Source organism: Streptococcus sp. KHUD_017 (assembly GCF_054861245.1).
This window is the reverse complement of the sequence record NZ_CM142175.1, coordinates 201,834-227,661: the sequence shown is the minus strand read 5'-3', so window position 1 is coordinate 227,661 and position 25,828 is coordinate 201,834. Positions and strand designations below refer to the sequence as shown.

23 protein-coding genes are annotated in these 25,828 nt (G+C 39.8%); 7 read left to right on the top strand and 16 right to left on the bottom strand.

The features are described 5' to 3' along the window. Nucleotides 1–28: 28 nt before the first annotated feature. Nucleotides 29–1,306 carry a gamma-glutamylcysteine synthetase gene (locus ACVAMZ_RS01100; protein WP_461684793.1) on the bottom strand — a complete coding sequence of 426 codons (1,278 nt, stop codon included), beginning with the start codon at nucleotides 1,304–1,306 and terminating at the stop codon, nucleotides 29–31. A gap of 370 nt (nucleotides 1,307–1,676) precedes the next feature. Here ACVAMZ_RS01100 and adhP point away from each other — a divergent pair, with 370 nt between their 5' ends. The 5 genes from adhP (at nucleotide 1,677) to ACVAMZ_RS01075 (ending at nucleotide 6,048) form a co-directional block, all read left to right on the top strand. Continuing rightward, entirely contained in the window at nucleotides 1,677–2,696 is a 1,020-nt protein-coding gene (gene adhP / locus ACVAMZ_RS01095; RefSeq protein WP_214262664.1) for an alcohol dehydrogenase AdhP, read from the top strand. Between the two features lie 435 nt (nucleotides 2,697–3,131). Next, on the top strand, nucleotides 3,132–4,130 hold the full coding sequence (locus tag ACVAMZ_RS01090) for a PTS sugar transporter subunit IIB (RefSeq protein ID WP_371620852.1): 999 nt from the start codon (nucleotides 3,132–3,134) through the stop codon (nucleotides 4,128–4,130). Nucleotides 4,131–4,159: 29 nt separating this feature from the next. Beyond that, nucleotides 4,160–4,972 carry a PTS mannose/fructose/sorbose transporter subunit IIC gene (locus tag ACVAMZ_RS01085; RefSeq protein WP_006151319.1) on the top strand — a complete coding sequence of 271 codons (813 nt, stop codon included), beginning with the start codon at nucleotides 4,160–4,162 and terminating at the stop codon, nucleotides 4,970–4,972. Between the two features lie 14 nt (nucleotides 4,973–4,986). Beyond that, nucleotides 4,987–5,898: a PTS system mannose/fructose/sorbose family transporter subunit IID gene (locus tag ACVAMZ_RS01080; protein ID WP_006151300.1), complete on the top strand. Its 912-nt coding sequence runs from the start codon at nucleotides 4,987–4,989 to the stop codon at nucleotides 5,896–5,898. A gap of 60 nt (nucleotides 5,899–5,958) precedes the next feature. Next, complete coding sequence (locus tag ACVAMZ_RS01075) at nucleotides 5,959–6,048, top strand: IS3 family transposase (RefSeq protein ID WP_367400507.1); 90 nt, start codon at nucleotides 5,959–5,961, stop codon at nucleotides 6,046–6,048. Nucleotides 6,049–6,131: 83 nt separating this feature from the next. On the opposite strand, the gene ACVAMZ_RS01070 is transcribed toward ACVAMZ_RS01075, so the two are convergent. The 11 genes from ACVAMZ_RS01070 to ACVAMZ_RS01020 form a co-directional block, all read right to left on the bottom strand. Further along, nucleotides 6,132–6,824: a leucine-rich repeat domain-containing protein gene (locus tag ACVAMZ_RS01070; protein ID WP_461684792.1), complete on the bottom strand. Its 693-nt coding sequence runs from the start codon at nucleotides 6,822–6,824 to the stop codon at nucleotides 6,132–6,134. Nucleotides 6,825–7,534: 710 nt separating this feature from the next. Next, complete coding sequence (locus ACVAMZ_RS01065; RefSeq protein WP_004250641.1) at nucleotides 7,535–8,140, bottom strand: DUF4230 domain-containing protein; 606 nt, start codon at nucleotides 8,138–8,140, stop codon at nucleotides 7,535–7,537. Between the two features lie 234 nt (nucleotides 8,141–8,374). Further along, on the bottom strand, nucleotides 8,375–9,691 hold the full coding sequence (locus ACVAMZ_RS01060; RefSeq protein ID WP_461684791.1) for an ISL3 family transposase: 1,317 nt from the start codon (nucleotides 9,689–9,691) through the stop codon (nucleotides 8,375–8,377). A 138-nt stretch (nucleotides 9,692–9,829) separates the two neighbouring features. Then, a complete protein-coding gene (pepC, locus tag ACVAMZ_RS01055) occupies nucleotides 9,830–11,164 on the bottom strand; it encodes an aminopeptidase C (protein ID WP_006152794.1) in 1,335 nt (444 codons plus the stop codon). Between the two features lie 106 nt (nucleotides 11,165–11,270). Then, nucleotides 11,271–11,993, bottom strand: a complete 723-nt coding sequence (locus tag ACVAMZ_RS01050; protein ID WP_461684790.1) for a pseudouridine synthase — start codon at nucleotides 11,991–11,993, stop codon at nucleotides 11,271–11,273. A gap of 141 nt (nucleotides 11,994–12,134) precedes the next feature. Further along, nucleotides 12,135–12,260 (bottom strand): hypothetical protein, encoded by a 126-nt coding sequence (locus ACVAMZ_RS01045; RefSeq protein WP_461684789.1) that lies wholly within the window; start codon nucleotides 12,258–12,260, stop codon nucleotides 12,135–12,137. Nucleotides 12,261–12,312: 52 nt separating this feature from the next. Then, a complete protein-coding gene (locus ACVAMZ_RS01040) occupies nucleotides 12,313–13,047 on the bottom strand; it encodes a PoNe immunity protein domain-containing protein (protein ID WP_461684788.1) in 735 nt (244 codons plus the stop codon). Between the two features lie 952 nt (nucleotides 13,048–13,999). Next, the gene (locus ACVAMZ_RS01035; protein ID WP_461684787.1) at nucleotides 14,000–14,572 is read right to left on the bottom strand and encodes a nucleotidyltransferase family protein; all 573 of its coding nucleotides are present in this window, start codon (nucleotides 14,570–14,572) and stop codon (nucleotides 14,000–14,002) included. Then, nucleotides 14,553–15,551 carry a Holliday junction branch migration DNA helicase RuvB gene (ruvB, locus tag ACVAMZ_RS01030; RefSeq protein WP_006151318.1) on the bottom strand — a complete coding sequence of 333 codons (999 nt, stop codon included), beginning with the start codon at nucleotides 15,549–15,551 and terminating at the stop codon, nucleotides 14,553–14,555. Before ruvB ends, ACVAMZ_RS01035 begins: the two co-directional genes overlap by 20 nt. Before the next feature lie 186 nt (nucleotides 15,552–15,737). Beyond that, nucleotides 15,738–18,149 carry a flavocytochrome c gene (locus ACVAMZ_RS01025; RefSeq protein ID WP_461684786.1) on the bottom strand — a complete coding sequence of 804 codons (2,412 nt, stop codon included), beginning with the start codon at nucleotides 18,147–18,149 and terminating at the stop codon, nucleotides 15,738–15,740. Between the two features lie 25 nt (nucleotides 18,150–18,174). Continuing rightward, on the bottom strand, nucleotides 18,175–18,783 hold the full coding sequence (locus ACVAMZ_RS01020) for an NADPH-dependent FMN reductase (protein WP_461684785.1): 609 nt from the start codon (nucleotides 18,781–18,783) through the stop codon (nucleotides 18,175–18,177). Nucleotides 18,784–19,003: 220 nt separating this feature from the next. Between ACVAMZ_RS01020 and ACVAMZ_RS01015 the strand changes: the two genes are divergently transcribed. Together ACVAMZ_RS01015 and ACVAMZ_RS01010 are read left to right on the top strand one after the other, a co-directional pair. Further along, the gene (locus ACVAMZ_RS01015; protein WP_461684784.1) at nucleotides 19,004–20,203 is read left to right on the top strand and encodes an L-lactate MFS transporter; all 1,200 of its coding nucleotides are present in this window, start codon (nucleotides 19,004–19,006) and stop codon (nucleotides 20,201–20,203) included. Nucleotides 20,204–20,317: 114 nt separating this feature from the next. Continuing rightward, a complete protein-coding gene (locus tag ACVAMZ_RS01010) occupies nucleotides 20,318–21,196 on the top strand; it encodes an AraC family transcriptional regulator (RefSeq protein ID WP_178894503.1) in 879 nt (292 codons plus the stop codon). A gap of 192 nt (nucleotides 21,197–21,388) precedes the next feature. Here the strand turns inward: ACVAMZ_RS01010 and ACVAMZ_RS01005 are convergent, their stop codons facing one another. The 4 genes from ACVAMZ_RS01005 to leuS all read right to left on the bottom strand — a co-directional run bounded on the left by ACVAMZ_RS01005 (nucleotide 21,389) and on the right by leuS (nucleotide 25,727). Beyond that, on the bottom strand, nucleotides 21,389–21,811 hold the full coding sequence (locus ACVAMZ_RS01005; protein ID WP_461684783.1) for a GNAT family N-acetyltransferase: 423 nt from the start codon (nucleotides 21,809–21,811) through the stop codon (nucleotides 21,389–21,391). A gap of 11 nt (nucleotides 21,812–21,822) precedes the next feature. Continuing rightward, nucleotides 21,823–22,515: a GNAT family N-acetyltransferase gene (locus ACVAMZ_RS01000; protein ID WP_461684782.1), complete on the bottom strand. Its 693-nt coding sequence runs from the start codon at nucleotides 22,513–22,515 to the stop codon at nucleotides 21,823–21,825. Between the two features lie 121 nt (nucleotides 22,516–22,636). Continuing rightward, nucleotides 22,637–23,050 carry a YjdF family protein gene (locus ACVAMZ_RS00995; protein ID WP_223325231.1) on the bottom strand — a complete coding sequence of 138 codons (414 nt, stop codon included), beginning with the start codon at nucleotides 23,048–23,050 and terminating at the stop codon, nucleotides 22,637–22,639. Nucleotides 23,051–23,225: 175 nt separating this feature from the next. Next, on the bottom strand, nucleotides 23,226–25,727 hold the full coding sequence (gene leuS / locus ACVAMZ_RS00990; protein ID WP_254730037.1) for a leucine--tRNA ligase: 2,502 nt from the start codon (nucleotides 25,725–25,727) through the stop codon (nucleotides 23,226–23,228). Nucleotides 25,728–25,828: the final 101 nt, after the last annotated feature.

Here is a 25,828-nt window from a genome sequence, read left to right as displayed (position 1 = left end):
TTCAGAAAATTCTTCCGTTATAAGAAAATTATAGGCCCAATTCTTCTTTCAGAGGTTCTAAATAAGTCGTTTCACTCTGACCTCTCATCTTAAGACCTTGCTCTGCTATCGCTAGCAAATCTTTGGAGAACTGGACAATCCCAGCTGTTTCTTCATCTGTGAGGTGTTTCTTAGAAAATTGTCTTCTCAAAGACTTGTAGTCACGACCAAAACTTTCAAAGAAAGGAGCTGTTTCTAGGTAAGCTTCAAACTTGTCAAGATTCACCAACAAACCTAGATGAAAGGCTGCTGAAGCAAAAGTTCGGTCTAGTGGCTGGGTACAAACACTCCGAAATTCGACCGTTCCTCGAGTTGTTAAATCTTGGAATTGGTAGCTACGGTGCGTTTGGAAATCCTTTTCTAGAGGAACAAGAAGAGTTTCTTTCCCATTTAGAGTATAGGCAGGAATCTCATCAGTATCTAGGTAATCTCTAGCCCGAATCGGAGAAAAATAATATGTTCCCCCATCTCGTTCTGCTGTAAAAATCGCAGAGCGGTCTAGATAATCAAAGAAATCATCCTCATCTTTGAAGAGTTTTGCATTGACGCCGACGTTCTCTGGATAAATTCCATGCATGGATTCTTCCCAAAAAATATCTCGTGAAATCTGGGTGTCCCAGTCTGCTCCAGAAAACTCAGAATTGGCAAACAGGTAAGCTTTGGCTGCCTCTATCTGTGTGAAAGCATTGATGACACGTAGGTAGTTAGCGGTCGAAACATCCAACTGGACTTGACTCCCGCAGATGAAGGCTCCGTATTGTGGAAAGTCATGTAAATGCGCACTTTCTTGGTGACTCCCCATACTCAGATAATCCATCAGCATCTGATAGCGTGGATAAGCCACAGGTCGATTGTCATTTTGATTCCAGTTTGGGTGAATCCCCCAACCCTGGATAGCATGATTCTTTTCGCCTAGCTTTTCTTGGATTACCTTCATATAGGCCTGAAAACGTCCTTCAACCTCTTGGATATTCTGAGCCCTACCAAAGGCAAATTCCAAGGTTGTGTAGGAAACTTCAAACAGAATCCGATCTTGACTCAACGGTTCTACAAGTTGAATCGGATTGCCCTCCTGGTCTACCTTTTCAACTTCCAGACTGAGAGCATCAACCAAAAAGCGCAACAAATCCTTGCTGACTTCAATATCTGTAGGTTGGCCTTTCGTATGAACGATAGGAAACTCCAACTCAATACCGATGTAGAGATCTGGATTTTCTTTGATATTTTTTAAATAGCGGTCTTTTAATAACTGAATTGAAGGGGACATACATACCTCTCACTCTAACTTCTCATACTAGAAAATAAATTACTCTCTATTATACCAAAAACTCCTAGAGATGGATCTTAGAAAATCTGTTTGCAAGCTCGCCCCCTAGATTTGAGGCCAAACAAGTTCCTATTTATATGAAATTTTATACGAATACGTTAGATATCATTGTTCAAATTTCACAGTCTCATCAACCGGTTAAGCGATTTCATGTATTTTTGCATAAATCTCCTTGCATTATATTAAATATCGTGATATAATTCACATATAAACAAAAAAGAGGGCAGTTCAAATTTGACTTCACTTGAATCACGATTTAAGGCAAGCCCCTTTTCCTCTGCACCTCAACTACTAACCAAGGAGGATAGCTATGAAAGCTGTTGTTGTAAATCCAGAAAGCACTGGTGTTGCTATTGAAGAAAAAGTGCTCCGTCCGCTCGAAACTGGCGAAGCACTTGTTGAAGTTGAGTATTGTGGTGTTTGCCATACAGACCTCCACGTTGCCCATGGTGACTTTGGAAAAGTTCCAGGACGTGTTCTCGGTCACGAAGGGATTGGTATCGTAAAAGAAATCGCTCCTGATGTTAAGAGTCTAAAAGTTGGTGACCGTGTCAGCGTAGCTTGGTTCTTTGAAGGGTGTGGCATGTGTGAATATTGTACAACCGGACGCGAAACCCTTTGCCGTACAGTAAAAAATGCTGGCTACTCAGTTGATGGTGGTATGGCAGAACAATGTATCGTAACTGCAGATTATGCCGTTAAGGTTCCAGAAGGTCTCGATCCAGCCCAAGCTTCTTCAATCACTTGTGCCGGTGTTACTACATACAAGGCTATTAAAGAAGCAAAAGTTGAGCCAGGCCAATGGGTTGTACTCTATGGTGCTGGAGGACTTGGTAACTTAGCTGTTCAATACGCTAAAAAAGTATTCAACGCTCACGTTATCGCAGTAGATATTAACAACGATAAACTTGCTCTAGCTAAAGAAGTCGGTGCTGATATCGTGATTAATGGTCTTGAAGTCGAAGATGTTCCAGGCCTTATCAAAGAAAAAACAAACGGTGGTGCTCACTCAGCTGTCGTAACAGCTGTATCAAAAGTTGCCTTCAACCAAGCAGTTGACTCTGTTCGTGCAGGTGGTCGTGTAGTAGCTGTCGGACTCCCTTCAGAAATGATGGATCTAAGTATCGTTAAAACAGTTCTTGACGGTATTCAGGTCATCGGTTCCCTTGTTGGTACACGTAAAGATTTGGAAGAAGCTTTCCAATTTGGTGCTGAAGGTCTCGTTGTTCCAATTGTTCAAAAACGGCCTGTCGAAGATGCCATTGCTGTCTTTGATGAAATGGCTGCTGGTACCATCCAAGGTCGCATGGTTCTAGACTTTACTCATTAAGATAGATAATAAATTCCAAAACGAGGTAGGGACAAAAGACCCCACCTCGTTTTTTAGCAATAAAATTTTGACATAGCAATTTATTGAACTTAAAGTTCTTTTTTTTTAACGCTCAAGAACACTATTGACAAAACGTCATTTTACTATCCACATTCTTTAAGCATCCAATGGTTGAAGTATAGGGGGCTAGAAATAAGATATCGATTTGGTTCGTCGATTTCTGTACTAGGACTTTTTTATATTAAATTTTTTTACTATTCTCTAGATAAAACCACTAGATGTTGATATATCAACATCTCTAAAACAGCCTTCTCCCTCCACTTTTTAGGATTTATTATAAGTAGTTGATTTTTTGCTGAAAACGGTTTATACTTAAAGAGTCTTAAAGTTTTCTTAAACTACAAGTCAAACATTTTATAAGGAGGAATGACAATAATGAGTATCGGAATCATTATTGCGAGCCACGGTGAATTTGCCGCGGGTATTCATCAGTCAGGATCTATGATCTTTGGTGAACAAGAAAAGGTTCAAGTTGTAACCTTTATGCCAAACGAAGGTCCAGATGATTTATACGCCAAATTCAACAATGCTGTGGCTGCATTTGACGCAGAAGATGAGGTTCTAGTCTTGGCTGACCTTTGGAGTGGTTCTCCATTTAACCAAGCTAGTCGCGTAATGGGAGAAAATCCTGAGCGTAAATTTGCCATCATCACTGGACTTAACTTGCCGATGTTGATCCAAGCCTACACAGAGCGTCTTATGGACGCGAATGCTGGAGTGGATAAAGTCGCTGCGAACATCATTAAAGAAGCTAAAGATGGCATCAAGGCTCTTCCAGAAGAGCTAAACCCAGCTGAGGAAGTTGCAACTGCTGCAACTGCTGCAGCTGCTCCTGTAGCCCAAGCTGCTATCCCAGAAGGAACAGTTATCGGAGACGGTAAATTGAAAATCAATCTTGCTCGTCTTGACACACGTCTTCTTCACGGACAAGTCGCAACTGCTTGGACACCAGATTCAAAAGCAGACCGTATCATCGTTGCTTCAGATAACGTTGCAAACGACGAATTGCGTAAAGAGTTGATCAAACAAGCTGCTCCTAACGGAGTGAAAGCTAACGTTGTTCCAATCAAAAAATTGATTGAGGTTGCAAAAGATCCTCGTTTTGGTAACACACACGCCCTTATCTTGTTTGAAACACCTCAAGACGCCCTTCGTGCTATCGAAGGCGGTGTGCCAATTAAGACTCTTAACGTTGGATCAATGGCTCACTCAACTGGTAAAACAATGATCAACAACGTATTGTCAATGGACAAAGACGACGTTGCTACATTTGAAAAAATGCGTGATCTTGGTGTTGAATTTGACGTACGTAAAGTACCAAACGACACTAAAAAAGATTTGTTTGACTTGATTAGCAAAGCTAACGTTCAATAATTAACATTAAATAGAAAAGGAATAAAACCATGTCAGATATTTCAATCATTTCTGCTATCTTGGTTGTAGTTGTTGCCTTCTTCGCAGGTCTTGAAGGTATCCTCGACCAATTCCAATTCCATCAACCAATCGTAGCATGTACCCTTATCGGTCTTGTAACTGGTAACCTCGAAGCAGGGGTTATGCTTGGTGGATCACTTCAAATGATCGCCCTTGGTTGGGCTAACATCGGAGCTGCCGTAGCTCCTGACGCGGCTCTTGCTTCTGTTGCTGCTGCAATTATCATGATCAAAGGTGGTAACTTTACTACTGAAGGTATCGCAGTCGCAACTGCAACTGCAATCCCTCTTGCCGTAGCTGGACTTTTCTTGACTATGATTGTTCGTACAATCTCAGTTGGTTTGGTTCACACTGCAGATGCTGCTGCTAAAGAAGGAAACATTGCAGCTGTTGAACGCGCTCACTACTTTGCCCTTGCTCTTCAAGGTCTACGTATTGCTATCCCAGCTGCACTCTTGCTTGCAATGCCAACTGAAGCCGTTCAAGGAGTATTGGAACTTATGCCAGAATGGCTTAAAGGTGGTATGGCTGTCGGTGGTGCCATGGTCGTTGCCGTTGGTTACGCTTTGGTTATCAACATGATGGCTACTCGTGAAGTATGGCCATTCTTCGCTATCGGTTTTGCTCTTGCAGCAATCTCTCAATTGACTTTGATTGCCCTTGGTGTCATCGGTGTTGCCCTTGCCTTCATCTACCTCAACCTTTCTAAACAAGGTGGAAACGGTGGCGGAGGAGCTGCAACTTCTAACGATCCAATCGGTGATATCCTAGAAGACTACTAGAAAGGGGAACAATCATGGCTGAAAAAATTCAATTATCAAAATCAGATCGCCAAAAAGTTTGGTGGCGTTCACAATTCCTTCAAGGTTCATGGAACTACGAACGTATGCAAAACTTGGGTTGGGCTTACTCTTTGATCCCAGCTATCAAGAAACTTTACACTAAAAAAGAAGACCAAGCCGCTGCTCTTGAGCGCCACCTTGAGTTCTTCAACACTCACCCATACGTAGCTGCTCCAATCATGGGGGTTACTCTTGCACTTGAAGAAGAACGCGCAAACGGTACTGACATCGATGATGCTGCTATCCAAGGTGTTAAGATTGGTATGATGGGACCTCTTGCTGGTATCGGTGACCCAGTCTTCTGGTTTACAGTACGTCCTATCCTTGGTGCCCTTGGTGCATCACTTGCAGCAACTGGTAATATCGTTGGACCACTTCTCTTCTTCTTTGGATGGAATGCAATCCGTATGTCTTTCCTTTGGTATACACAAGAGTTTGGTTACAAGGCTGGATCTGAAATCACCAAAGACATGTCAGGTGGTATCTTGAAAGACATCACTAAAGGAGCTTCTATCCTTGGTATGTTCATCCTTGCCGTTCTTGTACAACGTTGGGTATCAATCAACTTCACTATCAACCTTCCAGGTAAACAATTGTCAGAAGGTGCTTACATCGTCTTCCCAGAAGGTCCTGTTACAGGTGGAGAATTGAAGGGAATCCTCGGCCAAGCACTTAGCGGTTTGAGTTTGGATAGCGTTCAACCACAAACGCTTCAAGGTCAGTTGAACTCATTGATCCCAGGATTGATGGGACTTCTCCTTACTTTCCTTTGCATGTGGTTGCTTAAGAAAAAAGTATCTCCAATCACAATCATCCTTGCACTCTTTGCAGTTGGTATCGCAGCTCGTTACTTCGGTATCATGTAATCTCGGTGAGAATATACAAACAAAAAAGAATCAGGTTTATCACCTGATTCTTTTGGCTCTTTGTCAAATAGTGTTGATGAAGAACCTAATGAAAAAAGAATCCAACAAAAATTGGACTACCTGTCTCCGGTTGAATACCGAAGACGGTAGCCCTAGGGTGTTTTTATTAAATTCTCACTTTTTGGGGTCAGTCCCTAAGCCTGATAGTAGTTTCTTGTTCATACTATTCCCCTTTAGTCATTTACTACTTTTAGTCCAATACTATTAGCTACTTCTTCTGCTTTAGAACCTTTTGGTGTATGAATTTCTACATCTAAATTAGATGTTGTTCTTCCATAGAAAGCCGCTGTAATTTCTGTGACACTTTCAGGAATTGTGATAGATTTAAGTGATGATGAATACGAAAACACCAAATCACCTATTGACTTTGTACCCTTCGGAAATGAGACTGACTCCAATGAACTAGCACCAAGAAAAGCATGTTCATCTACCGTTTCCACTCCGGTTCCAAGATCAATATATTTCAACGCTTTGTCATTCACAAAAGCAGATTCGCCTAAATATCTTACTGTATCCGGTAAAACAATTGCCTCGCAATTCTTCAAATTTGCCATGCCACGTTGGCCTATTGCAATGACAGGTTTGCCCTTAATTGTCTTTGGTACACGAACAACCTTGTCATCAGAAGTACAACTATATATTGCGTAGCCTTCCTGCCACTCTTCATATGTGAAGTACTTTTCATCTGTCTCTGGGAAGTCTTTGAAGTTCTTCTCAGTTACTTCAGAGTTATTTGTTGTGGTATTTTTTGTTTCTATTGTAGAAGTACTTGTTGTGGTATCTTGTTTTGACTCCTTAGGTCCGCATCCTACTAAACCTGATAAGAGTACTGCTGCACATAAGCCTGATAATAGTTTCTTGTTCATTATTTCTCCTCCTAATATTTTATGAATATATTAATACCTATATGTTATAAGATGTAGATATTCTTGCTAATATCAAATATTTCTATTTAATCTTCCTATAAATATACGCATGTTAATATGTTAATATCTTTAAGTATTTATAACTATAGTTCCTTAATTTTTCCAGTAAAAAAACGAAAGGCACCACAAGTTATTTATATGTTTTCTTTAAACGATTCATGTACTTCTGTCGCAACTTCTCGCCCGCCTTTAATTGCGGTTGCGATAGATTGAGGACCTAAATATGCATCACCTGTTATTATTTATTTCTATTGTATTCTGATGTTGACCGAAAGTCAAATTTTTACCTTTCATCTAGAACACTAAAGTCTACTTTTGTTCAATTGCTGCAACGACAAGATCACATGGAATAATATGTTCACTACCTGCCACTTCATGCGTTGATCTTCTTCCACTTTCATCTGATTCACCAAGTTCCATTGTAATAACCTTTACACCAGTTACTTTCCCACTCTCATCACGCAATACTTCTTTAATATTCTCTAAGAAATGGAATGTAACACCTTCATTGTGTGCATCTTTGATTTAATGGATGTTGGCCTTTTTGTATACACTAAAATAGGGTTGGTGGAAAATTTCCATCAACCCTAAAAATTATAGAACCACACAAAACGCTGACCAGAGATGGTCAGGGTTTTGTATTTCAAAAATTATTCTGTAAATTCTATAGTTACTTTTACTTCAGAATCCATTGAAGAAAATATTGTTTTATAATAATTGATTGCAGATTCTTTAATTTCACTCTTAAATTTATCTAAATACTCTGCTTGTTTATCACTAGAAAGTTGGTTTGTGACCAATTTCCCAGTATCAACATCTTCTGTAGTCCCACTTAATAACTCTCCATGACTATCATATAAATCATAAGGATCATCTTTTGAAAGTTCAACACCAATTACTTCCAATTTTGGAACAATAACCTTATATTCTTTTTCGCTTATTTGTTCAACCTTTACACTACTTTTAATTCCAAATTTAGCGTTATAATTTAAAATTACTAATGCTGCTTTTTTAGAGAACGGCACATCAAACCCAAAAACTTGAGTTGTTTTTGTTTCAGAAATAATTTCATTAATTCCCGCATTCAAAAATACAACTTCATTCACTTTTTCAATACTTTCGATATTAATTGACGATTTGACTTCTGATTTATGTTCCTTAGGTAAGAAAAATAGCACTCCAATAGCTATAATAGCTATTAATACCAGATTCAATAGAACACTAAACTTATTAAATTTCTTCTTTAATATAGACAAGATAAAAAAACCTCACTTTAAATAATCTATCTAAATTTTACACATTCTAAAGAAAACAGTCAATATTTTTTCGTACTATCTTCTAAAATTAATTGTGCCTATTAAAAATGAAATTAGTTTGTTGCATTTGATTATATTTTTTGAACACCAAATCCATTTAAAATTGAGTGCTATTTTGAGCACTAAAAAAGGGCTCTTTGTCAAATAGTGTTGATGAAGAAATTTAGGAAGGGATTAAGCAACTAATTGTTGCTTAATTCCTTTTTGTTTTGGGCCAAACATTTTTGTTATTAAAATAATCCTGTTCCTAAAATGGTAATAGTTTCTAAAGCCATAAGCATTCCTTTTGAGTACTTTTATTTTATTGTTTATTCCTTCAATGGGGCCATTTGTTCTAGTTGGATACTCACAAGTATTTTGAATATAGGGCAAGTAAGTAATTAATGTCTTTAATACTCTTTTTAAACCAGGAGATAGGTCTAATTGCGTAGCTGCTTCAATCGTTTCCTTGAATTCTATATAATCTCTGTCCTGAATACATTCACGAAGTGAATGTACAACCTCATAATCATTTTTAAGAGATGGATTATTTTCTAAGATATAATCTACGATTCCTTTGCTTGTTATGAAGCTTTCAAAAAGTTTATAACGATTATATTTATAGTTCTGAAGTTCATTAGGATTCTTTAAAATTAACTTCCAATAATGTTTTAACTTTCGATATAATTTAGGGTCTTTATAACGATGCTTATTCATGACACGTACCCGAGTTCGATTTAATTCTCTATTCAAGGCTTGTACGATGTGAAAAGGATCAATGATAATTTTTGCGTTAAGAAACATTTCTTTTATTAATTGAATGTATGGTACGTACATGTCGATAGAAATGGTTTTTACCTTTAATCTAGTCTTAGGCTCAAAACGATAAAAATATTGTTTCAAACTATAAGATTTTCTATCTCGTACAATATCGACCAGCTTGTGTGTAGTGCTATCACAAATAATGAAGCTCATATTACTATCGGAAGATTTGACGGATTTAAATTCATCAAAACACAAATGCTCGGGTAAATCATGTAATGGTTTAATCGTTAATAATCGTGCTGTATCATCTATGATACGTCTAACGGTATGAATTGAAACATTTGTTTCTTTGGCAATATATGTTTCAGATACTGTTTCACTTATTTTTGCCTTAATTTCATTTTTTAATCGTTTCGAGATATGACAGTATTTTTCTACAATTCGACTAGTATCTGCAGTAAATGAAGAACCACATTCTCTACAGAGAAATCTCTGATTTCGTAGATTTAAGTAGGCTGGAAGGCCTGAAACAGAACAGAGAGTGATACGAGAAGTTTTCGTCCCGTTTTTAACTATATTGTTATTTTGGCTAACGCACCCACAAACGGCACAAAATTCTGGTTTATGCGTATATGTAGCTGAATAAAATAAAGATTTTCTATTTTTTAATATCTTCTCTTGAACATTATTATCCCAAATAATGTTTTTATCTTTGATTTGTAGTGTAGCTTCTAGTATATTGTTCATATGGTCATCATTCTTTTGTTTTAGGTTTAGGCGCTTTTAATATAATGGATGTTGGCCTTTTTGTATACACTAAAATAGGGTTGGTGGAAAATTTCCACCAACCCTAAAAATTATAGAAACATTCTTTTTATATCTCATTTATTCTGCCAAGGCACCCATTGGATCCCATGGTGCAAGGACGATTGGTTCTGCTTCGTAAGCAGCTCGTTCTTCTGCTGTTAGTAATTCTTTACGTACAACGATTTGGTAAGTATATTCGTCCATCCAAGCATCTGAAGCAACAAAGTAACCATCTGTACCGACCTTGTCTCCCCATGAGTTTTCAACTTTCCACTTAGTTGATTTACCATTTTCATCCAAATCAACACCTGTCAAGACCATAGCGTGGGTCATCAAGCTTTCGCTGTAGTCCAAACGTCCAGCCTTGTCTTGAGTGAGTTGGATATCCATGCTTGATTCAAAATCATAGACATCTGTCGCAAGGATTCCTGCTTTACGGTTGCTGAGCTGGCCGACATCTGAACCAAACCAGACAGTTTCTCCTGTTTGCATTTGGGCAATGGCCAATTCTTTCAAGCGTTCCATCGGTACGTTGATGTAGCGAACTGCACGGCTTCCAACGACATTTCCCAACATCTCAACTGTGTAAGATTTACCGTAAGGTTTATCAGCAGTTGGAGCATTGATCACAGAAACATAGTCTTCTAGTGGAAGGTCGACATATTTCTTGTAAAACTCTTGTGGCGTGATGCCTTTTTCGCTTTGGTAGTTGTTATCCTTATCGCGATAAGCAAAGTCAAATTGACGTGGTGGGAGACCTAGTGACATGGCAAGGAAATTAAAGATTTCTTGCAAGAGGTCTTCTTTCTTGGCTTGAACAGTCGCTTGGTCTGCGCCAGAAGCCAAGAGGTCACGTAAGATTTGAGCATCTTGACGAAGCAATTTATTAAGGATTGCATTGAGCTCACGGCTGCTGCTAGATGAAACAGACTCTGGATAAACAGACTTAGGTACGACACCGTATTTCTCAAAGAGAGAAACTACCATATCCCACTGACCACCATCTTGTTGTGGAGTTTGGAGCAGGAAACTAACCTTGCGGCTTGTCAATTCTTGGTCAGCTGTCGCAATGACTTGCTCCAAGAACCAGTTAGATTTTTCATACTTGTCCCAGAAGAAGGTGTGGGCTTGTGACAATTCAAAGTTTTCAAGTTTGTATTGAGAGATGAGTTTGTGGCGGAAAGTGTTGAGAGCCGCAAACATCCAGCAACGACCAGATGCTTTCTGGTTAGTGACCTTGTCCTTAGTCAAGTCAAGTGAGAAAACAGGTGTGTTGTCTACATGGCTTTGACGACGCTCAAGGGCTGCAAAAATTCCATTGTGACTGGCAGCATTTTCGATAGCTTGGTATTTTACATTTGCTTCATAGTTAGCAAATAATTTATCTGTAAATGATTCTTGAATCGCGTTCATAAAATCCTCCTTTTTTCTTACTGTCTATTATAACTCTTTTCACAAAGGAAGCAACCAAAAACTGAAAAAGGCAGGGACATTCCCCTACCTTTTCCTATTATCCAGTTTATTGAACACTTTTAAGCAAGCCTTCTAGCTCTTCCTTGCTTAAACGACGCCATTCTCCACTTTTCAAATCCTCATCCAAGGTCAAAGTTCCCATGGTTAAACGTTGCAAGTCCACAACTTCTTTACCACAGTAGGCCACCATCCGTTTGACCTGGTGGAATTTCCCTTCTGCAATGGTCACTCGGACCAGGCTTTCTTCCTTTTCCGTATCAATAGACACAAGCTCCAGCTTGGCAGGCTGACAGGTAAAGTCCTTGAGTGGAATTCCCTTGGCAAATGTCTCAACATCTGTATCTGTCATGATTCCCTTAACCTGCGCAAGATAGGTTTTATCCACATGGCGTTTAGGTGAAAGAAGGGCATGAGCCAGTTTGCCATCATTGGTCAAGAGCAAGAGTCCATGCGTATCGATATCCAAGCGCCCTACTGGGAAAACTTCCTTGGCACGTGCATAGTCATCCAACAAATCCAAAACTGTCTTGTGTTTAGGATCTTCAGTCGCTGAGATAACACCCTGGGGCTTGTTCATCATATAGTAGACAAACTCTTCGTACTCTAATTTTTTACCGTCAAAACAGATCTCGTCCGTATCTTCATTGATTTGTAGCTTGGCAGATTTTTCTTTCTTACCATTGACCGTCACGCGCCCTGACTTGAGAAAGTTTTTAACCTCAGTCCGACTCCCAACAGCGCAGGCAACTAAATATTTATCTAATCTCATAGGGCTATTATATCATAAAAAGAGAGCGCCTTTCGCTCTCTTTTTCTTGTATTTGCTTTCCCGGATTTATTTTTTAATCATACTTTCTATTCCTTTGAAAAGAATTTCTGATATAGCTTCTGGATAACCTTCATAGCCATTCTATTCTGAAAGAGCGTCGATGATATTTCTAATTTGACCATCTAATATAATGGTTACTGCAGGAACGAGTTCATCTGAATCTTCTTTTTTAAACATCTCTTGCATAATTGATACTTTGTTACTCATATTTACTCCAATCTTTTTTAAAAATTTTATTCATAGTACTCCACGAGACTTACTATTCCTTCTCAACTTCCGCAACCAAATCATATGGAAAATACGGAACACCTTCCAATTCCTTGCAATCCAAGCCCTTGAGCTTGCAGAGAGCCCCCGACTCAAAGGACCAGTAGCCATAATAATTATCAATGTTGCGCTTATGCAAATCATACCAACCTTCATCTCTACATCCCTGATACCACTTTTTAGTCAAGTATTCTTTCAAGAGAGATACAGCCTTTTCAGAATTTTCTTCCTCTATAATCTTTCGGGTAAATCCATAAGGTCTTGGGAAATTATAGTTTATCCGAATTGTCCACTCTGGATGACGAGACTGGATAAGGTAATCGATCAAATAGTCCTCTGGATCATCTTTTCTTACTAAATCTACCAATTTATCAAAAGTCGTTTCATCAACCTCTAATAAAATACCAATGGAAAGAGCCCAGAGCATTGCATCATATCCTGAATTACTATACCAAATAGGGAGAAGGCTATCGACATATTTAAGGTACTCTTCTTTGAATCTCTCAAAAGAATATCCTGCAGTGTAGGTGGCTATCATATTTTCTTTTTGGCAAACAGAGTTATCAAGCTGTATTGATCTGATAACTTTTTCTATCGGGCGCTTGTATGGATTGACACCTTGCTTTAGTTTTTCCAATTCTTCAGTCCACTCATCTATGGATGATTTATTAATTTGAATTAGTTCATTAATTTTTTCTTCTATAAATATATTATCTCTTTTCATCATATCTCCTTTGAGGACTTATACTATCTGAATCATATCTAGTTTTAACCCCTCCTATATTTTCGCGTCTTCCGCAACCAAATCATATGGAAAATACGAAAGGTCTTAGCTAGTTAATCGTTAACCAAATTAGTTTTTTAATCACTTTATTCCTCCTATGGACATTATTGACCACACAGATGTAAAGAATGAACAAGAAAACAGAATAAATCAGCAATCCTAAAAACTTTGCATAGACCAGGTAAACTATCAAGGAGCCTATCAAACTGACGCTACTAATACTATTAAATACGAAAGCAAGAGTTCCATTTTTCTTTGCTATTTCTAAGAACTCTGAGTACTCAATATCTGTAAATAATGCAGGATATAAGTCCAAGTCTTTGTTAGAGTAGTCCACTACAAATTTCCCTATGAGCAAGGAAAGACAAGTACATAGAATGAAGCTAGAGTATTTGATAGTAGGGATATCAAAAACGGTTAAACCATTCAGCAATCGAATAATGGGGAGAGATAGCAAAGTGAGTCCAAGAGTGTAGTAATGGTGATTCTTAGATGTTCTTTCGAGAATTGAAAAGTAAAGTCTCTTTTCTTTTAAGTCATAATAGACTATTTTGTTTTGATACAATCCTAGATTAACTAGTTTCCTATTGTTTTTCATTCTTTTAGTCATTTTTCAACATCTCTTTCTCAACCACTGGACTTCCATTTACTCTATTCTCAGAAAATCTCTAGCCTTACTTCTTATACTAGAGAAATCTTTGACCTTTGTCAACATTTCTCTGGTGTTTACACTTGATTAGCAACCATTCTCACCTCAAGTTCGCAACAAAAAAAGCCGCCTGATTGGGCGACTTAATTTTTTTATAGGGAGATTATTATGAAAAAGTTTTAGGAGTATAAGTTAAGTTCTTCTTAACTTATGAGATAAGTATACAGCTCCTATCTTAAAGTTTCCTTAAGTATTTTTAAATATGAGATTTTTCCATTTTTCTCGCCAATTTTTCTTGGATAAACGCTTTTGATAGAGCTTCATTCGGTCTTGATTTTCTAAGAAATGAGGAGTTGGACGAACCTGAAAGTTCAAAATATCCTCCAAACCATAAGGCGCAAAAAGCTCTAAAGTTTCGTCAGCATGCAAGCGAAGTCCTACTGCCGTGCAACGTTCAGGATATTTACTCATGGCATCGCAGGAATTTCTATACGGAGGTGTGTGGGGACTATGTTGGTGCATATAGACTTGATTTTTCAACTCCCACTGATACCGGGGGAAGTCCTCTCTCAGCTTGCTCTCTAGAGCCAGCGTTTCTTCATAACTCACATCTGGGTCAAAGAAAATCACGTCCACATCTGTTTCACGGTCAAAGGCTGGTTTATCGGACAAAAGATTCCAGATAAAATTTCGGACCGAACCAGCTGCCAACCAGGAATCTTTCAATTCCAGGTCACGGATGATAGTCAGAATAGCCATCATATCATGATTTTCTCTAAAAGAATCTAAGATTTCAATCTTATTTTTCAATGTATTCATACCCTAAATGTTCATAGGCCTTAGCAGTCGCGACCCGTCCTGAACGAGTTCGCATGATAAAGCCTTTCTGGATCAGGTAAGGTTCATACATATCCTCTACCGTCTCACGCTCTTCAGCAATATTTACCGAAAGTGTTCCTAAACCGACAGGACCGCCACCGTACATTTCAATCATGGTGCGGAGAATTTTCTGGTCTACATAGTCCAAACCTTCATGGTCTACATCCAGCATGGTCAAAGCCTTATCCGTAATCACATCATCAATCAAGCCATCGCCCATAATCTGTGCAAAGTCGCGCACGCGCTTGAGGAGACGATTGGCGATACGAGGAGTTCCACGGCTACGTAAAGCCAACTCCGAAGCTGCCTCATGGGTAATTTCCATTTCAAAGATATCTGCCGTCCGCTCGACAATCTCTGTCAAGTCGTCATGGGTATAGTATTCCATGTGACCAGTAATTCCAAAACGTGCACGAAGTGGATTTGAAAGCATCCCAGCTCGTGTCGTCGCACCAATCAAGGTAAAAGGTGGCAAGTCTAGATGGACACTACGGCTAGCTTCTCCCGCACCAATCATGATGTCAATGTAGAAGTCTTCCATGGCACTATATAGCACCTCTTCCACCGACATGGGCAAGCGATGAATCTCATCAATAAAGAGCACATCGCCTGGCTCCAAGTCGTTCAAAATCGCTACTAAATCACCGGCTTTTTCGATGACAGGACCAGACGTCTGCTTAAGATTGACTCCCAATTCATTGGCAATGACAAAAGCCATGGTTGTTTTCCCGAGACCTGGAGGGCCAAACAAAAGAACATGGTCCAGCGCTTCATCACGCATTTTAGCCGCCTCGATAAAGATTTGAAGCTGATCCTTGACCTTGTCTTGACCGATATATTCACGTAAATATTGGGGACGGAGGGTACGCTCTACCAACTCCTCATCGCCCATGATTTCATTATCTAAAATTCTACTCATGTTCCTATTATAGCAAAAATCCAGCTTACAAACAAAAAAGCCACCGAATTTGGTGGCTTCTTTAGGGAGATTATTATGAAAAAGAAAAGTTTAGGATTTCCATTAAATAAAGTTAGGAGGTCTTTACTTAATAACTATATGATATAAGACAATACTTAAAATTAGCTTAAGATTTTAAATCCATTATTAACAATTTTCTTGAACAGCTGTTTGACCTGCAATACGTCCAAACGTAAAGATATCCGTAAGTGAATTTCCTCCTAGACGGTTACCTGCATGAAGTCCTCCTGCAACTTCTCCAGCAGCATACAAACCAGGGATAATCTGACCTTTTTCATTTAAAACATGTGTTGAAGTATCAATCTTGAGTCCACCCATTGTATGGTGAACAGCGGGTTTCCTTGGTGTTGCGTAGAACGGTGCAACCTCACACTTGAGATCGAAACTACCCTTGTTAAATTCAGGGTCAAATCCTGCATCAACATAAGAGTTGTACTTCTTGATTGTATCCGCTAAAACTTGTGGATCCATACCAATCTGAACTGCCAATTCTTCTATCGTATCTGCACGGTAGAGAGTGCCTGCTTTGACTTGGGCATCGATTTTTTCTTGGCTAGTATTGTAGGCTGTTGCCTTGATGCGGTCATCCGCGATCAAGTAGAACAAACCTCCATTATCAATCGCTGCTTGAGATAACTTATCTCGGCTACCGTACTCATCCACAAATCGCTTCCCTTCAGTATTTACCATGATAAAGTTAGCTGGAGGAACTTGAAGTCCTGAGAAGAGAGCACCTGTCACTGGATCGGATACTGGCATCATTTGGCTAAAGCCCATACCCACTAGGTCAGCACCTACACTTTGACCCAAGACGATTCCATCCCCTGTTACGGCTGGTGTATTAGATGTGGCAATATCATCCGCAATTTCAGTCCAGTAGGTATTGTATTTTTGTAACATCTTGGTATTGGCACCAAATCCTCCAGAAGCTAGAACGACGGCATCTGCATGAACGATGATGGTTTGACCGTTTCGGCCTTCTGCTCTGACACCCTTGACAGCCCCTTCTTCTACAAGCAATTCTTTGACTGGAGAGTCCGTCAAAATCGTGCCTCCATTTTCTAGAACATATTTTTGTAGAACCGAGATAAAAGCATAACCCATTGGTTGAACCGGCTTATGACCACGACGCCAAAGGGCTCCAACTGGCATTGTGACTTCACTACGAACAAATTCAACACCGATATCTTCCAACCAGCGAACAGACTCTAGGGCTCGTTCAGTCAATACAGAAACCAAATCATATTGGCCATGAATTTCATTCCCTTGTAAATCTTTTCGTTTTCCACCAATATAGGTTTGGATACGGTAAAGTAAGGTCGAGTCAAACAAATAGCTTGGATCCTGCAAATACTGCTCAATCTCAACCTTCAAGGCTCTAAAGTCCTCTAAATATTCTGGGTCAATCGTTGATTCATCTGTCGCAATCAATTCTTGAAGCGTATGTGCCTCACCTGGATGAGCTGCGAAGGTCCCTTGCCATGCTGGATCTGGCGCATTCATTGGACCACCTGCACGAACCGTATTTCCTCCAATTGCTGGGAATTTCTCAACAATAATCGGCTTCTTACCAGCTTGCAAGACTGCAGCTGCTGCAGCTAAACCAGCTCCTCCGCCTCCGACGATGACAACATCTGCCTGATAAGTTTTATCCTCTTTATCCAAAGCAGATGGAGCTTTTGAACGTTTACGTAAAACATCTGGATTTGCACCCGCTTGTTTAACCGCACGCGCAACTCCGTCCAAGACACCATTTGAAGTCACAGAAGCTCCTGACACCGCATCAACATTTAAGGTTTGCCCCTCAATGATTTCCGCTGGAATACGGGTAAATACAACATCTGCAATACCTGAAGATTCTCCAGAAGAATCGATTTCAATTTTTTCAATACGGTCTTCAGAAACGGTGACGTCCATCGGTAATTTACCATTGTGACCTTCAGTTGTAACATGATAAGTTCCTGGTTCAAATCGGATTTCTTCAGGAAGGTTTAGTTGGTTTGCAACAGATACAAAGCGAAGGAAACGATAGAAACAGCTATCTAAGAAATCAACAGTTCGCTCATTAATCAAATCTCCATTTGCATCAAATGCTCGATGAGCTCGACCAAGTAAAAATTCACTTCCTGGCATAACTGTTGCATTTACCCCGGGTGCATCAAGAATCTGACGAAGATGAAGTTGGGCACGCGAAGATCCTTGAACATCATAGGAAGCCCCTACAATCATGGTTGGTTTCCCATCTAGTGGATGAATGTTAAAAGACAACCATTCTAACAAACTATTTAAACTTGATGGGATTGTATGATTGTGTTCAGGTGTAGAGATGATGACACCATCAGCTTCCGAAATCGCTTTGTTAAACTTCTGAATAACAGGTGTATCTGTTTGATCATCGGTTTCATTGAACATCGGTACATCGGTAATTTCTAAAATCTCAATATCCGCTTTTGTTGCAAAATGTCTTTGCATAAATTGCAACAAACTGCGGTTATAGGATTGTTTGGCATTGGTACCAACAATAGCTACTAATTTCATGGATTATTCTCCTTTCTTGAGATACTTATGCTTTTAACCATTCTTCCCAGATGAAAGATTTCTTACGATTTGTATCTTCTGGTTTGACCAAGGCTTTTGTTAGTTCAACAAAATTTTGGAATTCTGCAAAATGTTCTTCCAACTCTGCGACTTTTTCAGGATTGTTCAAATTATAGTCATCGTCCAACACCTGTTCAGAATGACCTAGGAAAAATTCTGTCCCTGGCATGACTCTTGCTTTTAGTTCAGGCGCATCAAGAATCTGACGCAAGTGCGCTTGGGCTCTAGATGTTCCAAGCAATCCAAGAGAAGCTCCGACAATCATCGTTGGTTTGTTGATCAAAGCGCGACTAGTATAGGCAATCCATTCCAAGGCTGAAGCCAAAGGTGCTGGTATCGTATGGTCATATTCAGGTGTTGAGATAATCACACCATCTGCAGCAAGGATTTTTTCTGAAAAAGCTTGAACTTCGGCAGGCGCCAGCTTGTCCTCAGGTTCGTTAAATGCTGGCAAGTGTTTGATTTCCAACACCTCAATGTCGGCTTTATCTGCAAAATGCTTTTGCATAAATTTCAAAAGTTTCCGATTGGTTGAGCGGTCAGAGTTTGTTCCAACGATAGCAACTAATTTCATCTTGCTACCCCCTTTTTTGTTTTATTCACTTTCATTATACTACTTTAAATTATCTTCGACATTCATGACACTAAAACATTGTGTTATTCTATCAGTTTATCTTATCTTAGTATAACTTAGTGAAAAAATTAACAATATTTTCTTAGAAAGTATTGACCCTCATTTTTAACTATGTTATAGTCTTTGTGAAAAATGTATTAAGTTAAAGGAGGGTCTTCTTATGAAAGAGACATTCAATCGTTGGCAAGTTCTAGCTGCGTCAACTGCTATTCTTCTCTGTACAGGTGCTGTCTATTCCTTTTCAGTTTTTGCTGGACCTTTAAGCTCCTCAACAGGTTGGTCTATGTCCGAGATTATGCTCGCATTTGCTATTAACTCAGCTATCGGACCGATTCCGATGATTCTTGGAGGTTACCTGGTAGACAAGGGATATGTGAAATGGACAATTGCACTTGGTGCCCTTCTATTTGCTAGTGGCTTTTTCCTAACTGGTTATGCAAGTTCACCAGCCATGCTCTATCTGACCTACGGTTTGATGGCAGGTCTCGGACAAGGATTTTCCTATTCAGGAGCCCTCTCAAATTCTCTTCGCCTTTTCCCAGATAAGCGTGGTTTAGCTTCTGGGATTCTAACAGGAGGTATGGGATTTGCCGCAGTTATCGCGTCACCAGTTGCAAGCAGTCTCATTCAAAAACAAGATGCCTTCTTTGCTTTTCGAACAATTGGGCTAGTCTATATTATTGTTATTATCGCTGCAATTTTCTTCATCAAGGCTGCACCAAGTGGCTACCAACCAGCCGGTTGGAAAGCTCCCGTACAGACTAAACAAGGACCTGCTAATAAAAACTGGAAAGAAATGCTACAAAGTCCACTATTCTACATTATTATTAGCATGTTCTTTGTCGGTGCTTTCTCTGGTTTGATGATTGCCTCTCAAGCATCCCCAATTGGTCAATCCATGTTTGGACTCTCTGCTGGTACAGCAGCTCTCTATGTCTCTCTCTATTCAATCGCAAACTCTAGCGGACGCTTTATCTGGGGATCACTCTCTGATAAAATTGGTCGTTCTAAGACCTTATTGATTATCTATTCTGTTATCGTATTGGCGCTCTTCTCCTTAACTATCGTCCCTGGTCAATTTGGCTTTACTCTAGGAATCATCGGTCTTGGCATCTGCTTCGGCGGTGTTATGGGTGTCTTCCCATCTATTGTCATGGAGAACTACGGATCTGCTAATCAGGGAGTCAACTACGGTATCGTCTTCACAGGTTATTCTTTAGCTGCATTTTTTGCACCTAAAGTTGCGGTTCAAATGGCAGCAGCTAACAATGGAAATTACAGTGCCGCATTCTACGTTGCTATCGCTCTCGCAGTTGTTGGGCTTCTTCTCAATCTCCTTTACATGAAGAAGAAAGGTTAGAGAAAAAACTTCTCATCAAATACTCATTACTAATTTAAGGTAGGGTCGGGATTTTTTGCCCCGCCCTTTTTTTGGTATAATAAAACTAGAAATAGCTTATTGGGAGGTTTTATCATGGTTCAGCAGTCAAGACTTTTACGAGATAACCCATCTGATTTTCCCTATGATTTTGAAAAACAAATCTTATCTAAGCAATCTTCTAATACCATCTATCATTGGCATCCTGAACTCGAGATTGTCTATGTCAAAAAAGGACCTGCTACCTTCTATATCAACTCTGAGCGCTTTGAAAGTCATGAAGGCGATATTTTTCTAATTCAGCCAACTTCTCCTCACGCTATCTACCCTATTGAAAATCAAGAACAAATTTCTACAGTTTTTCGTATCCATCTCGATTTCCTAGGTAGAAGTCAAATTGACAGCTTTAGCCAACGCTATATTCAACCTATATACTCTGGGCATTTTTATCTCACTCCTCGGATTTCGTCAGATGATCATGCTTATGAACTGATTCGCGATTGTCTTTTATCTCTTTTTTCTATCCTTGAAGAGCAGAGTATTTATTATGATCTCCTTTTAAAGGCAAAACTCTATGAATTTCTCTATCTTCTCTTTAAGTACAGGTATGTCAATCGCCACTATACGGATGATACCTATCAAAAATACCAGAAATTAAAAGAAATGATAGGTTATCTTGAGCGACACTATGCAGAACCCATTCAAATTGACCAGCTTGCTGCTACATTTGGATACAGCAAAAATCACTTTATGAATATTTTCAAACAACACACCGGGACAAGTTGTATGGAATATCTCATACGATTGCGCCTGGAAAAAGCTTGCGAAAAGCTCGTTCAGACCAATCAAAGTGTTCAAGAAATAGCAAGCCAGGTCGGTTTTACCAACCTCTCAAATTTCAATCGACAATTCAAACAACACTTCCAACTAACTCCTAGACAATATCGAAACCAACAACTCAAAAAAGAATCCTAACTACATGTCTCCTTAGTGACTCACTAGGGAGAATTTTTTTCAAACAAAAAAGCCACCGAATTTGGTGGCTTCTTTAGGGAGATTATTATGAAAAAGAAAAGTTTAGGATTTCTATTAAATAAAGTTAGGAGGTCTTTACTTAATGATTACATAATACATGAGTAAACTTAAAGTTAACTTAAGATAAAAGAATTATTTTAATTTTTTTCGATCCACCCAAATCATTCCTGTACAATCATAAGTAGATAAGGTTTCAAACCCCAGAGAACGGTAAAACCCCAATGTTTTTTCTGTCTGTTCAGTCGCTAGTTGTACTTGGTAGGCACCCTTATAGTCAGCTAAGGCTTCTTTCATCATAGAACTTCCAATCCCTTGGCGCTGATAGCTAGGCAAAACAATCAAATCCTGGACAAAAACGGATGAAAATCCGTCTCCAACCAAACGCACTAAACCAACGATTTTCTCACCATCACGAGCAAGATAAATGGCTAGTGAATGAGTCAGAGACTGGGACAACATTTGGGGTTGATTTGTATAATTTGTCCAACCAACTGCCTGATAGAGATGTAAAACGTCATCAATTGAAACAGATCTTTCTTTTGTAATCTTAATCATAACAAACCTTCCTAACATTCTCGTAGAGATTTAATCTGTTGTCCATTTTCATCAAAATTATCTGGCTTCAACCATGCTTCAAAACGAGCCTTAACCCTTGGCCAATCCTTATCAATCATAGACATCCAATCCGTATCTCTGGTACGCCCTTTATAAATAACAGCTTGACGGAAAGTGCCTTCGTAGATAAAACCCAAACGTTCTGCTGCTTTTCTAGAAGGTAGATTTAGTGCATCACATTTCCACTCATAACGACGATAGTTGAGCTCTTCAAAAACATAGCGTGCTAGGAGATATTGAGCCTCTGTTCCCATCCTGGTTTGTTTGAGAGCCGGAGAAAAGGTTACCGCGCCAACTTCAATCACGCGATTAGCTTGGTCAATACGCATGAGAGAAAAAGTCCCCAACGCCTTTCCAGTCGCTTTATCGATAATCGCATAATAGAAGCGATCCTTGCGCTCAAGCATCTGCTTCAAAGCTACGATTAATTCTTCGAGATTTTCTACTGGTGGTTGAAAGAGATAGGTCCACATCTCTCGAGGTGATTCTGGGCCATAAACAGCCAGCAAATCCTCCGCATGCTTTTCTACTGATAAAGCTTCGATAATCGTATACTGTCCTTCTATCCGTACAAGTGAAGGCAAAACTCCAGGTGTGTCGTCTACAGGTTCACCAATCATCTGACCATATTCATTTACTGGCATAGCTTTCTCCTTGTCCTACTCTTATAAGTTTAAAGATGTAAATAGTATATCACATCTCACAGGGAATCTACAAAAAATCCTCCAGTTTATGGAGGATTGATCAAATATGGAAACGAGTGAGTTAATGTCCTTTATGCTTGTCTCTTCGTTTTTGCTGTTTGCGTTCGAATTTCTCTTGTTTGAGCAATTGCTTTTGGACACTAGATTGATGTTTTGAAATCTTTTTCCTTTCCTCATACTGCAACTGCAATAGTTCTTTCGACTTGGAAGAAACTTTTTGCTTTACTTGTTTCCTCACTATTCGCTGTAATCGTTTAGGATTCTTTATTTTTACATGTTGCTTAACTGTAGCTTCTGGACTAAAAGATAATTGAGTAAACTGAGTCTGTAACATCTCTAGAATTTCATCATCTTTTGGCTCCTGACCAAATGTCACACGACAAACTTGATAAGTTTCTCGATACACTTGTTCGAACAAACCATGCCAAAATCCATCTTCAAAATAAACTGTCAATCCAATTGAAATTGTTTCCACGACAGCACCTCCTTAAATCTATCCCTAAGAATGGACAACCAAGGAGGAAGGTTACTGATAGGCTTGCCTACGTCTGGACTACCAACCAGAACTGTGTTTTTATCTTAGTTGGAACTATTATAGCATATAGCAATACAAAAATCCTCCAGAACTTAGCTCTGAAGGACTTTTAAATTTATTTCGTTACGATATTTACAAGCTTGTTAGGTACACTAATTACTTTCACGATTTCTTTGCCATCAATCTCTGCTTTGACTTTTTCGTCAGCTAGAGCGACTTCTTGCAATTCTTCGCGTGAAAGATCCTTCGCAACCATGAGTTTAGCACGAACTTTTCCTTTGATTTGAACGACAATTTCGATTTCGTCTTCAACCAATTTGCTTTCGTCCCATGTTGGCCAAGCTACATAAGAGATAGACTCGCCTGTTGCTGCGACTGTTTGCCAGAGTTCTTCTGCCAAGTGAGGGGCAAATGGGGCAATCAATTGGATAAAGCCTTTGGCGTAGTCTACATAGAGTTTGTCTTCCTTATTCGCCGCATTGACAAAGACCATGAGCTGAGCAATGGCTGTGTTGAATTTCATCGACTCGATTTGCTCAGTGACAGCCTTAACGGTTTCGTTATAAACCTTGTCAAGAGCGCCATTGTTTTCCGCAACGATTTCTTTACTTGTAATCAAACGGTAAACACGGTCAAGGAATTTACGGCTTCCTTCCAAACCTTCTTCTGACCAAGCGATAGAAGCATCTAGTGGTCCCATGAACATTTCATAGACACGAAGGGTATCAGCACCGTATTGTTCCACCACATCGTCTGGGTTAACCACGTTCTTGAGGGATTTAGACATCTTGGCTGGTGCTTGCTCCAACTCTTCGCCTGTTTCCACATGGAAGAAGGAAGCGTCACGTTTTTCAACCTTGTCAGTTGCCACAAGAGCACCACGGTGGTCACGGTAGCTTGTTCCTAAGATCATTCCTTGGTTAAAGAGTTTTTGGAATGGCTCCTTAGTCGGTACAACACCAAGGTCATAGAGGAATTTGTGCCAGAAACGAGCGTAAAGCAAGTGAAGCACAGCATGTTCTGCACCACCCACGTAGATATCGACTGGCAACCATTGTTTGAGAAGGTCCTCGTCAGCCAATTTCTCTGTGTTGTGTGGATCGATATAGCGGAGGTAGTACCAGCTTGAACCTGCCCATTGTGGCATCGTATTCGTCTCACGACGACCTTTGACACCATCCTCACGAGTCACTTCAAGCCAATCTGTCAAGTTAGCCAATGGGCTTTCACCAGTACCTGAAGGACGGATATCCTTGGTTACTGGCAAGACAAGTGGCAATTCACTTTCTGGAACGGCTGTTGAAGTTCCATCTTCCCAATGAATGATTGGGATTGGCTCACCCCAGTAACGTTGACGGCTAAAGAGCCAGTCGCGGAGACGGTAGGTAACCTTTTCTTGACCAAAGCCTTTTTCTTCTAGCCAAGCCACGATTTTAGCAATCGCTTCTTCTTTGTTGAGACCGTTCAAGAAGTCAGAGTTGACGTGAAGGCCATCTTCTGTGTATGCAGCTTCTTCAACATTTCCACCTTCAAGTACTTCTACGATTGGAAGGCCGAATTGGTTAGCAAATTCCCAGTCACGTTGGTCGTGGGCAGGTACAGCCATAACAGCACCTGTTCCATAGCTAGAAAGAACATAGTCGGCAATCCAGATTGGAATTTCTTTGCCGTTTACAGGATTGATGGCATAAGCACCAGTCCAAACCCCTGTTTTTTCCTTGGCAAGGTCAGTACGAGCCAAGTCTGATTTGAGGCTGGCTTGGTGTTTGTAGTCCGCTACAGCCTCAGCTTGTTCAGGACTTGTGATGGCATCTACCAAGTCATGCTCAGGAGCCAAGACAGTGAAGGTCGCACCAAAAAGGGTGTCAGGACGAGTGGTAAAAACTGTGAATTCCTTGTCTGTCCCTTTCACTTTGAAGGTGACATTGGCACCAGTTGATTTCCCAATCCAGTTGCGTTGCATGTCCTTGATAGACTCTGACCAGTCAAGGTCATCCAAGTCATTGAGCAAGCGCTCCGCATAGGCAGTGATTTTGAGCATCCATTGGCGCATTGGTTTGCGGACAACTGGATAGCCACCACGCTCAGATGTTCCATCAGGAAGGACTTCTTCGTTGGCGATAGCTGTTCCTAGTTCCTCAACCCAGTTTACTGGCACTTCAGCTTCATAAGCCAAACCTTTTTCGTAAAGCTTAGTGAAGATCCATTGCGTCCACTTGTAGTAGTTCGGATCTGTAGTATTGACTTCACGATCCCAGTCGTAAGAGAATCCAAGCGCATTGATTTGGCGTTTGAAGTTGGCAATGTTTTCCGCTGTGAATTCTGCTGGGTCATTACCAGTATCCATAGCGTATTGCTCAGCAGGCAAACCAAAGGCATCCCATCCCATTGGGTGAAGGACATTGTAACCTTTGGCACGTTTGAAACGGCTGAGGATATCAGTTGCTGTGTAGCCTTCTGGGTGTCCTACGTGAAGACCCGCTCCAGATGGGTAAGGGAACATGTCCAATGCGTAAAACTTAGGTTTTGAGGCATCTGTTCCTGTTTTAAAAGTGTGATTGTCAGCCCAGTATTTTTGCCACTTAGGCTCGATTTCTTTATGATTGTAAAAACTCATGCTATTTCTCCAATTTTATGATGTTACTATTATACCATTTTTAAAGGAAATATTGTTTCTCTTTTCGTCATTGTTTCTCTTTTCGTCATTTTTTATCGTTT

Coding starts and splice junctions, on each gene's coding strand:
- adhP (WP_214262664.1), top strand. CDS start 1,677: ATGAAAGCTGTTGTTGTAAATCCAGAAAGCACTGGTGTTGCTATTGAA.
- ACVAMZ_RS01090 (WP_371620852.1), top strand. CDS start 3,132: ATGAGTATCGGAATCATTATTGCGAGCCACGGTGAATTTGCCGCGGGT.
- ACVAMZ_RS01045 (WP_461684789.1), bottom strand. CDS start 12,260: ATGAGTAACAAAGTATCAATTATGCAAGAGATGTTTAAAAAAGAAGAT.
- ACVAMZ_RS01060 (WP_461684791.1), bottom strand. CDS start 9,691: ATGAACAATATACTAGAAGCTACACTACAAATCAAAGATAAAAACATT.
- ACVAMZ_RS01005 (WP_461684783.1), bottom strand. CDS start 21,811: ATGATTAAGATTACAAAAGAAAGATCTGTTTCAATTGATGACGTTTTA.
- ACVAMZ_RS01020 (WP_461684785.1), bottom strand. CDS start 18,783: ATGAAATTAGTTGCTATCGTTGGAACAAACTCTGACCGCTCAACCAAT.
- ACVAMZ_RS01100 (WP_461684793.1), bottom strand. CDS start 1,306: ATGTCCCCTTCAATTCAGTTATTAAAAGACCGCTATTTAAAAAATATC.
- ACVAMZ_RS01080 (WP_006151300.1), top strand. CDS start 4,987: ATGGCTGAAAAAATTCAATTATCAAAATCAGATCGCCAAAAAGTTTGG.
- ACVAMZ_RS01010 (WP_178894503.1), top strand. CDS start 20,318: ATGGTTCAGCAGTCAAGACTTTTACGAGATAACCCATCTGATTTTCCC.
- pepC (WP_006152794.1), bottom strand. CDS start 11,164: ATGAACGCGATTCAAGAATCATTTACAGATAAATTATTTGCTAACTAT.
- ACVAMZ_RS01025 (WP_461684786.1), bottom strand. CDS start 18,149: ATGAAATTAGTAGCTATTGTTGGTACCAATGCCAAACAATCCTATAAC.
- leuS (WP_254730037.1), bottom strand. CDS start 25,727: ATGAGTTTTTACAATCATAAAGAAATCGAGCCTAAGTGGCAAAAATAC.
- ACVAMZ_RS01015 (WP_461684784.1), top strand. CDS start 19,004: ATGAAAGAGACATTCAATCGTTGGCAAGTTCTAGCTGCGTCAACTGCT.
- ACVAMZ_RS01070 (WP_461684792.1), bottom strand. CDS start 6,824: ATGAACAAGAAACTATTATCAGGCTTATGTGCAGCAGTACTCTTATCA.
- ACVAMZ_RS01035 (WP_461684787.1), bottom strand. CDS start 14,572: ATGAATACATTGAAAAATAAGATTGAAATCTTAGATTCTTTTAGAGAA.
- ruvB (WP_006151318.1), bottom strand. CDS start 15,551: ATGAGTAGAATTTTAGATAATGAAATCATGGGCGATGAGGAGTTGGTA.
- ACVAMZ_RS01000 (WP_461684782.1), bottom strand. CDS start 22,515: ATGCCAGTAAATGAATATGGTCAGATGATTGGTGAACCTGTAGACGAC.
- ACVAMZ_RS01085 (WP_006151319.1), top strand. CDS start 4,160: ATGTCAGATATTTCAATCATTTCTGCTATCTTGGTTGTAGTTGTTGCC.
- ACVAMZ_RS01040 (WP_461684788.1), bottom strand. CDS start 13,047: ATGATGAAAAGAGATAATATATTTATAGAAGAAAAAATTAATGAACTA.
- ACVAMZ_RS01050 (WP_461684790.1), bottom strand. CDS start 11,993: ATGAGATTAGATAAATATTTAGTTGCCTGCGCTGTTGGGAGTCGGACT.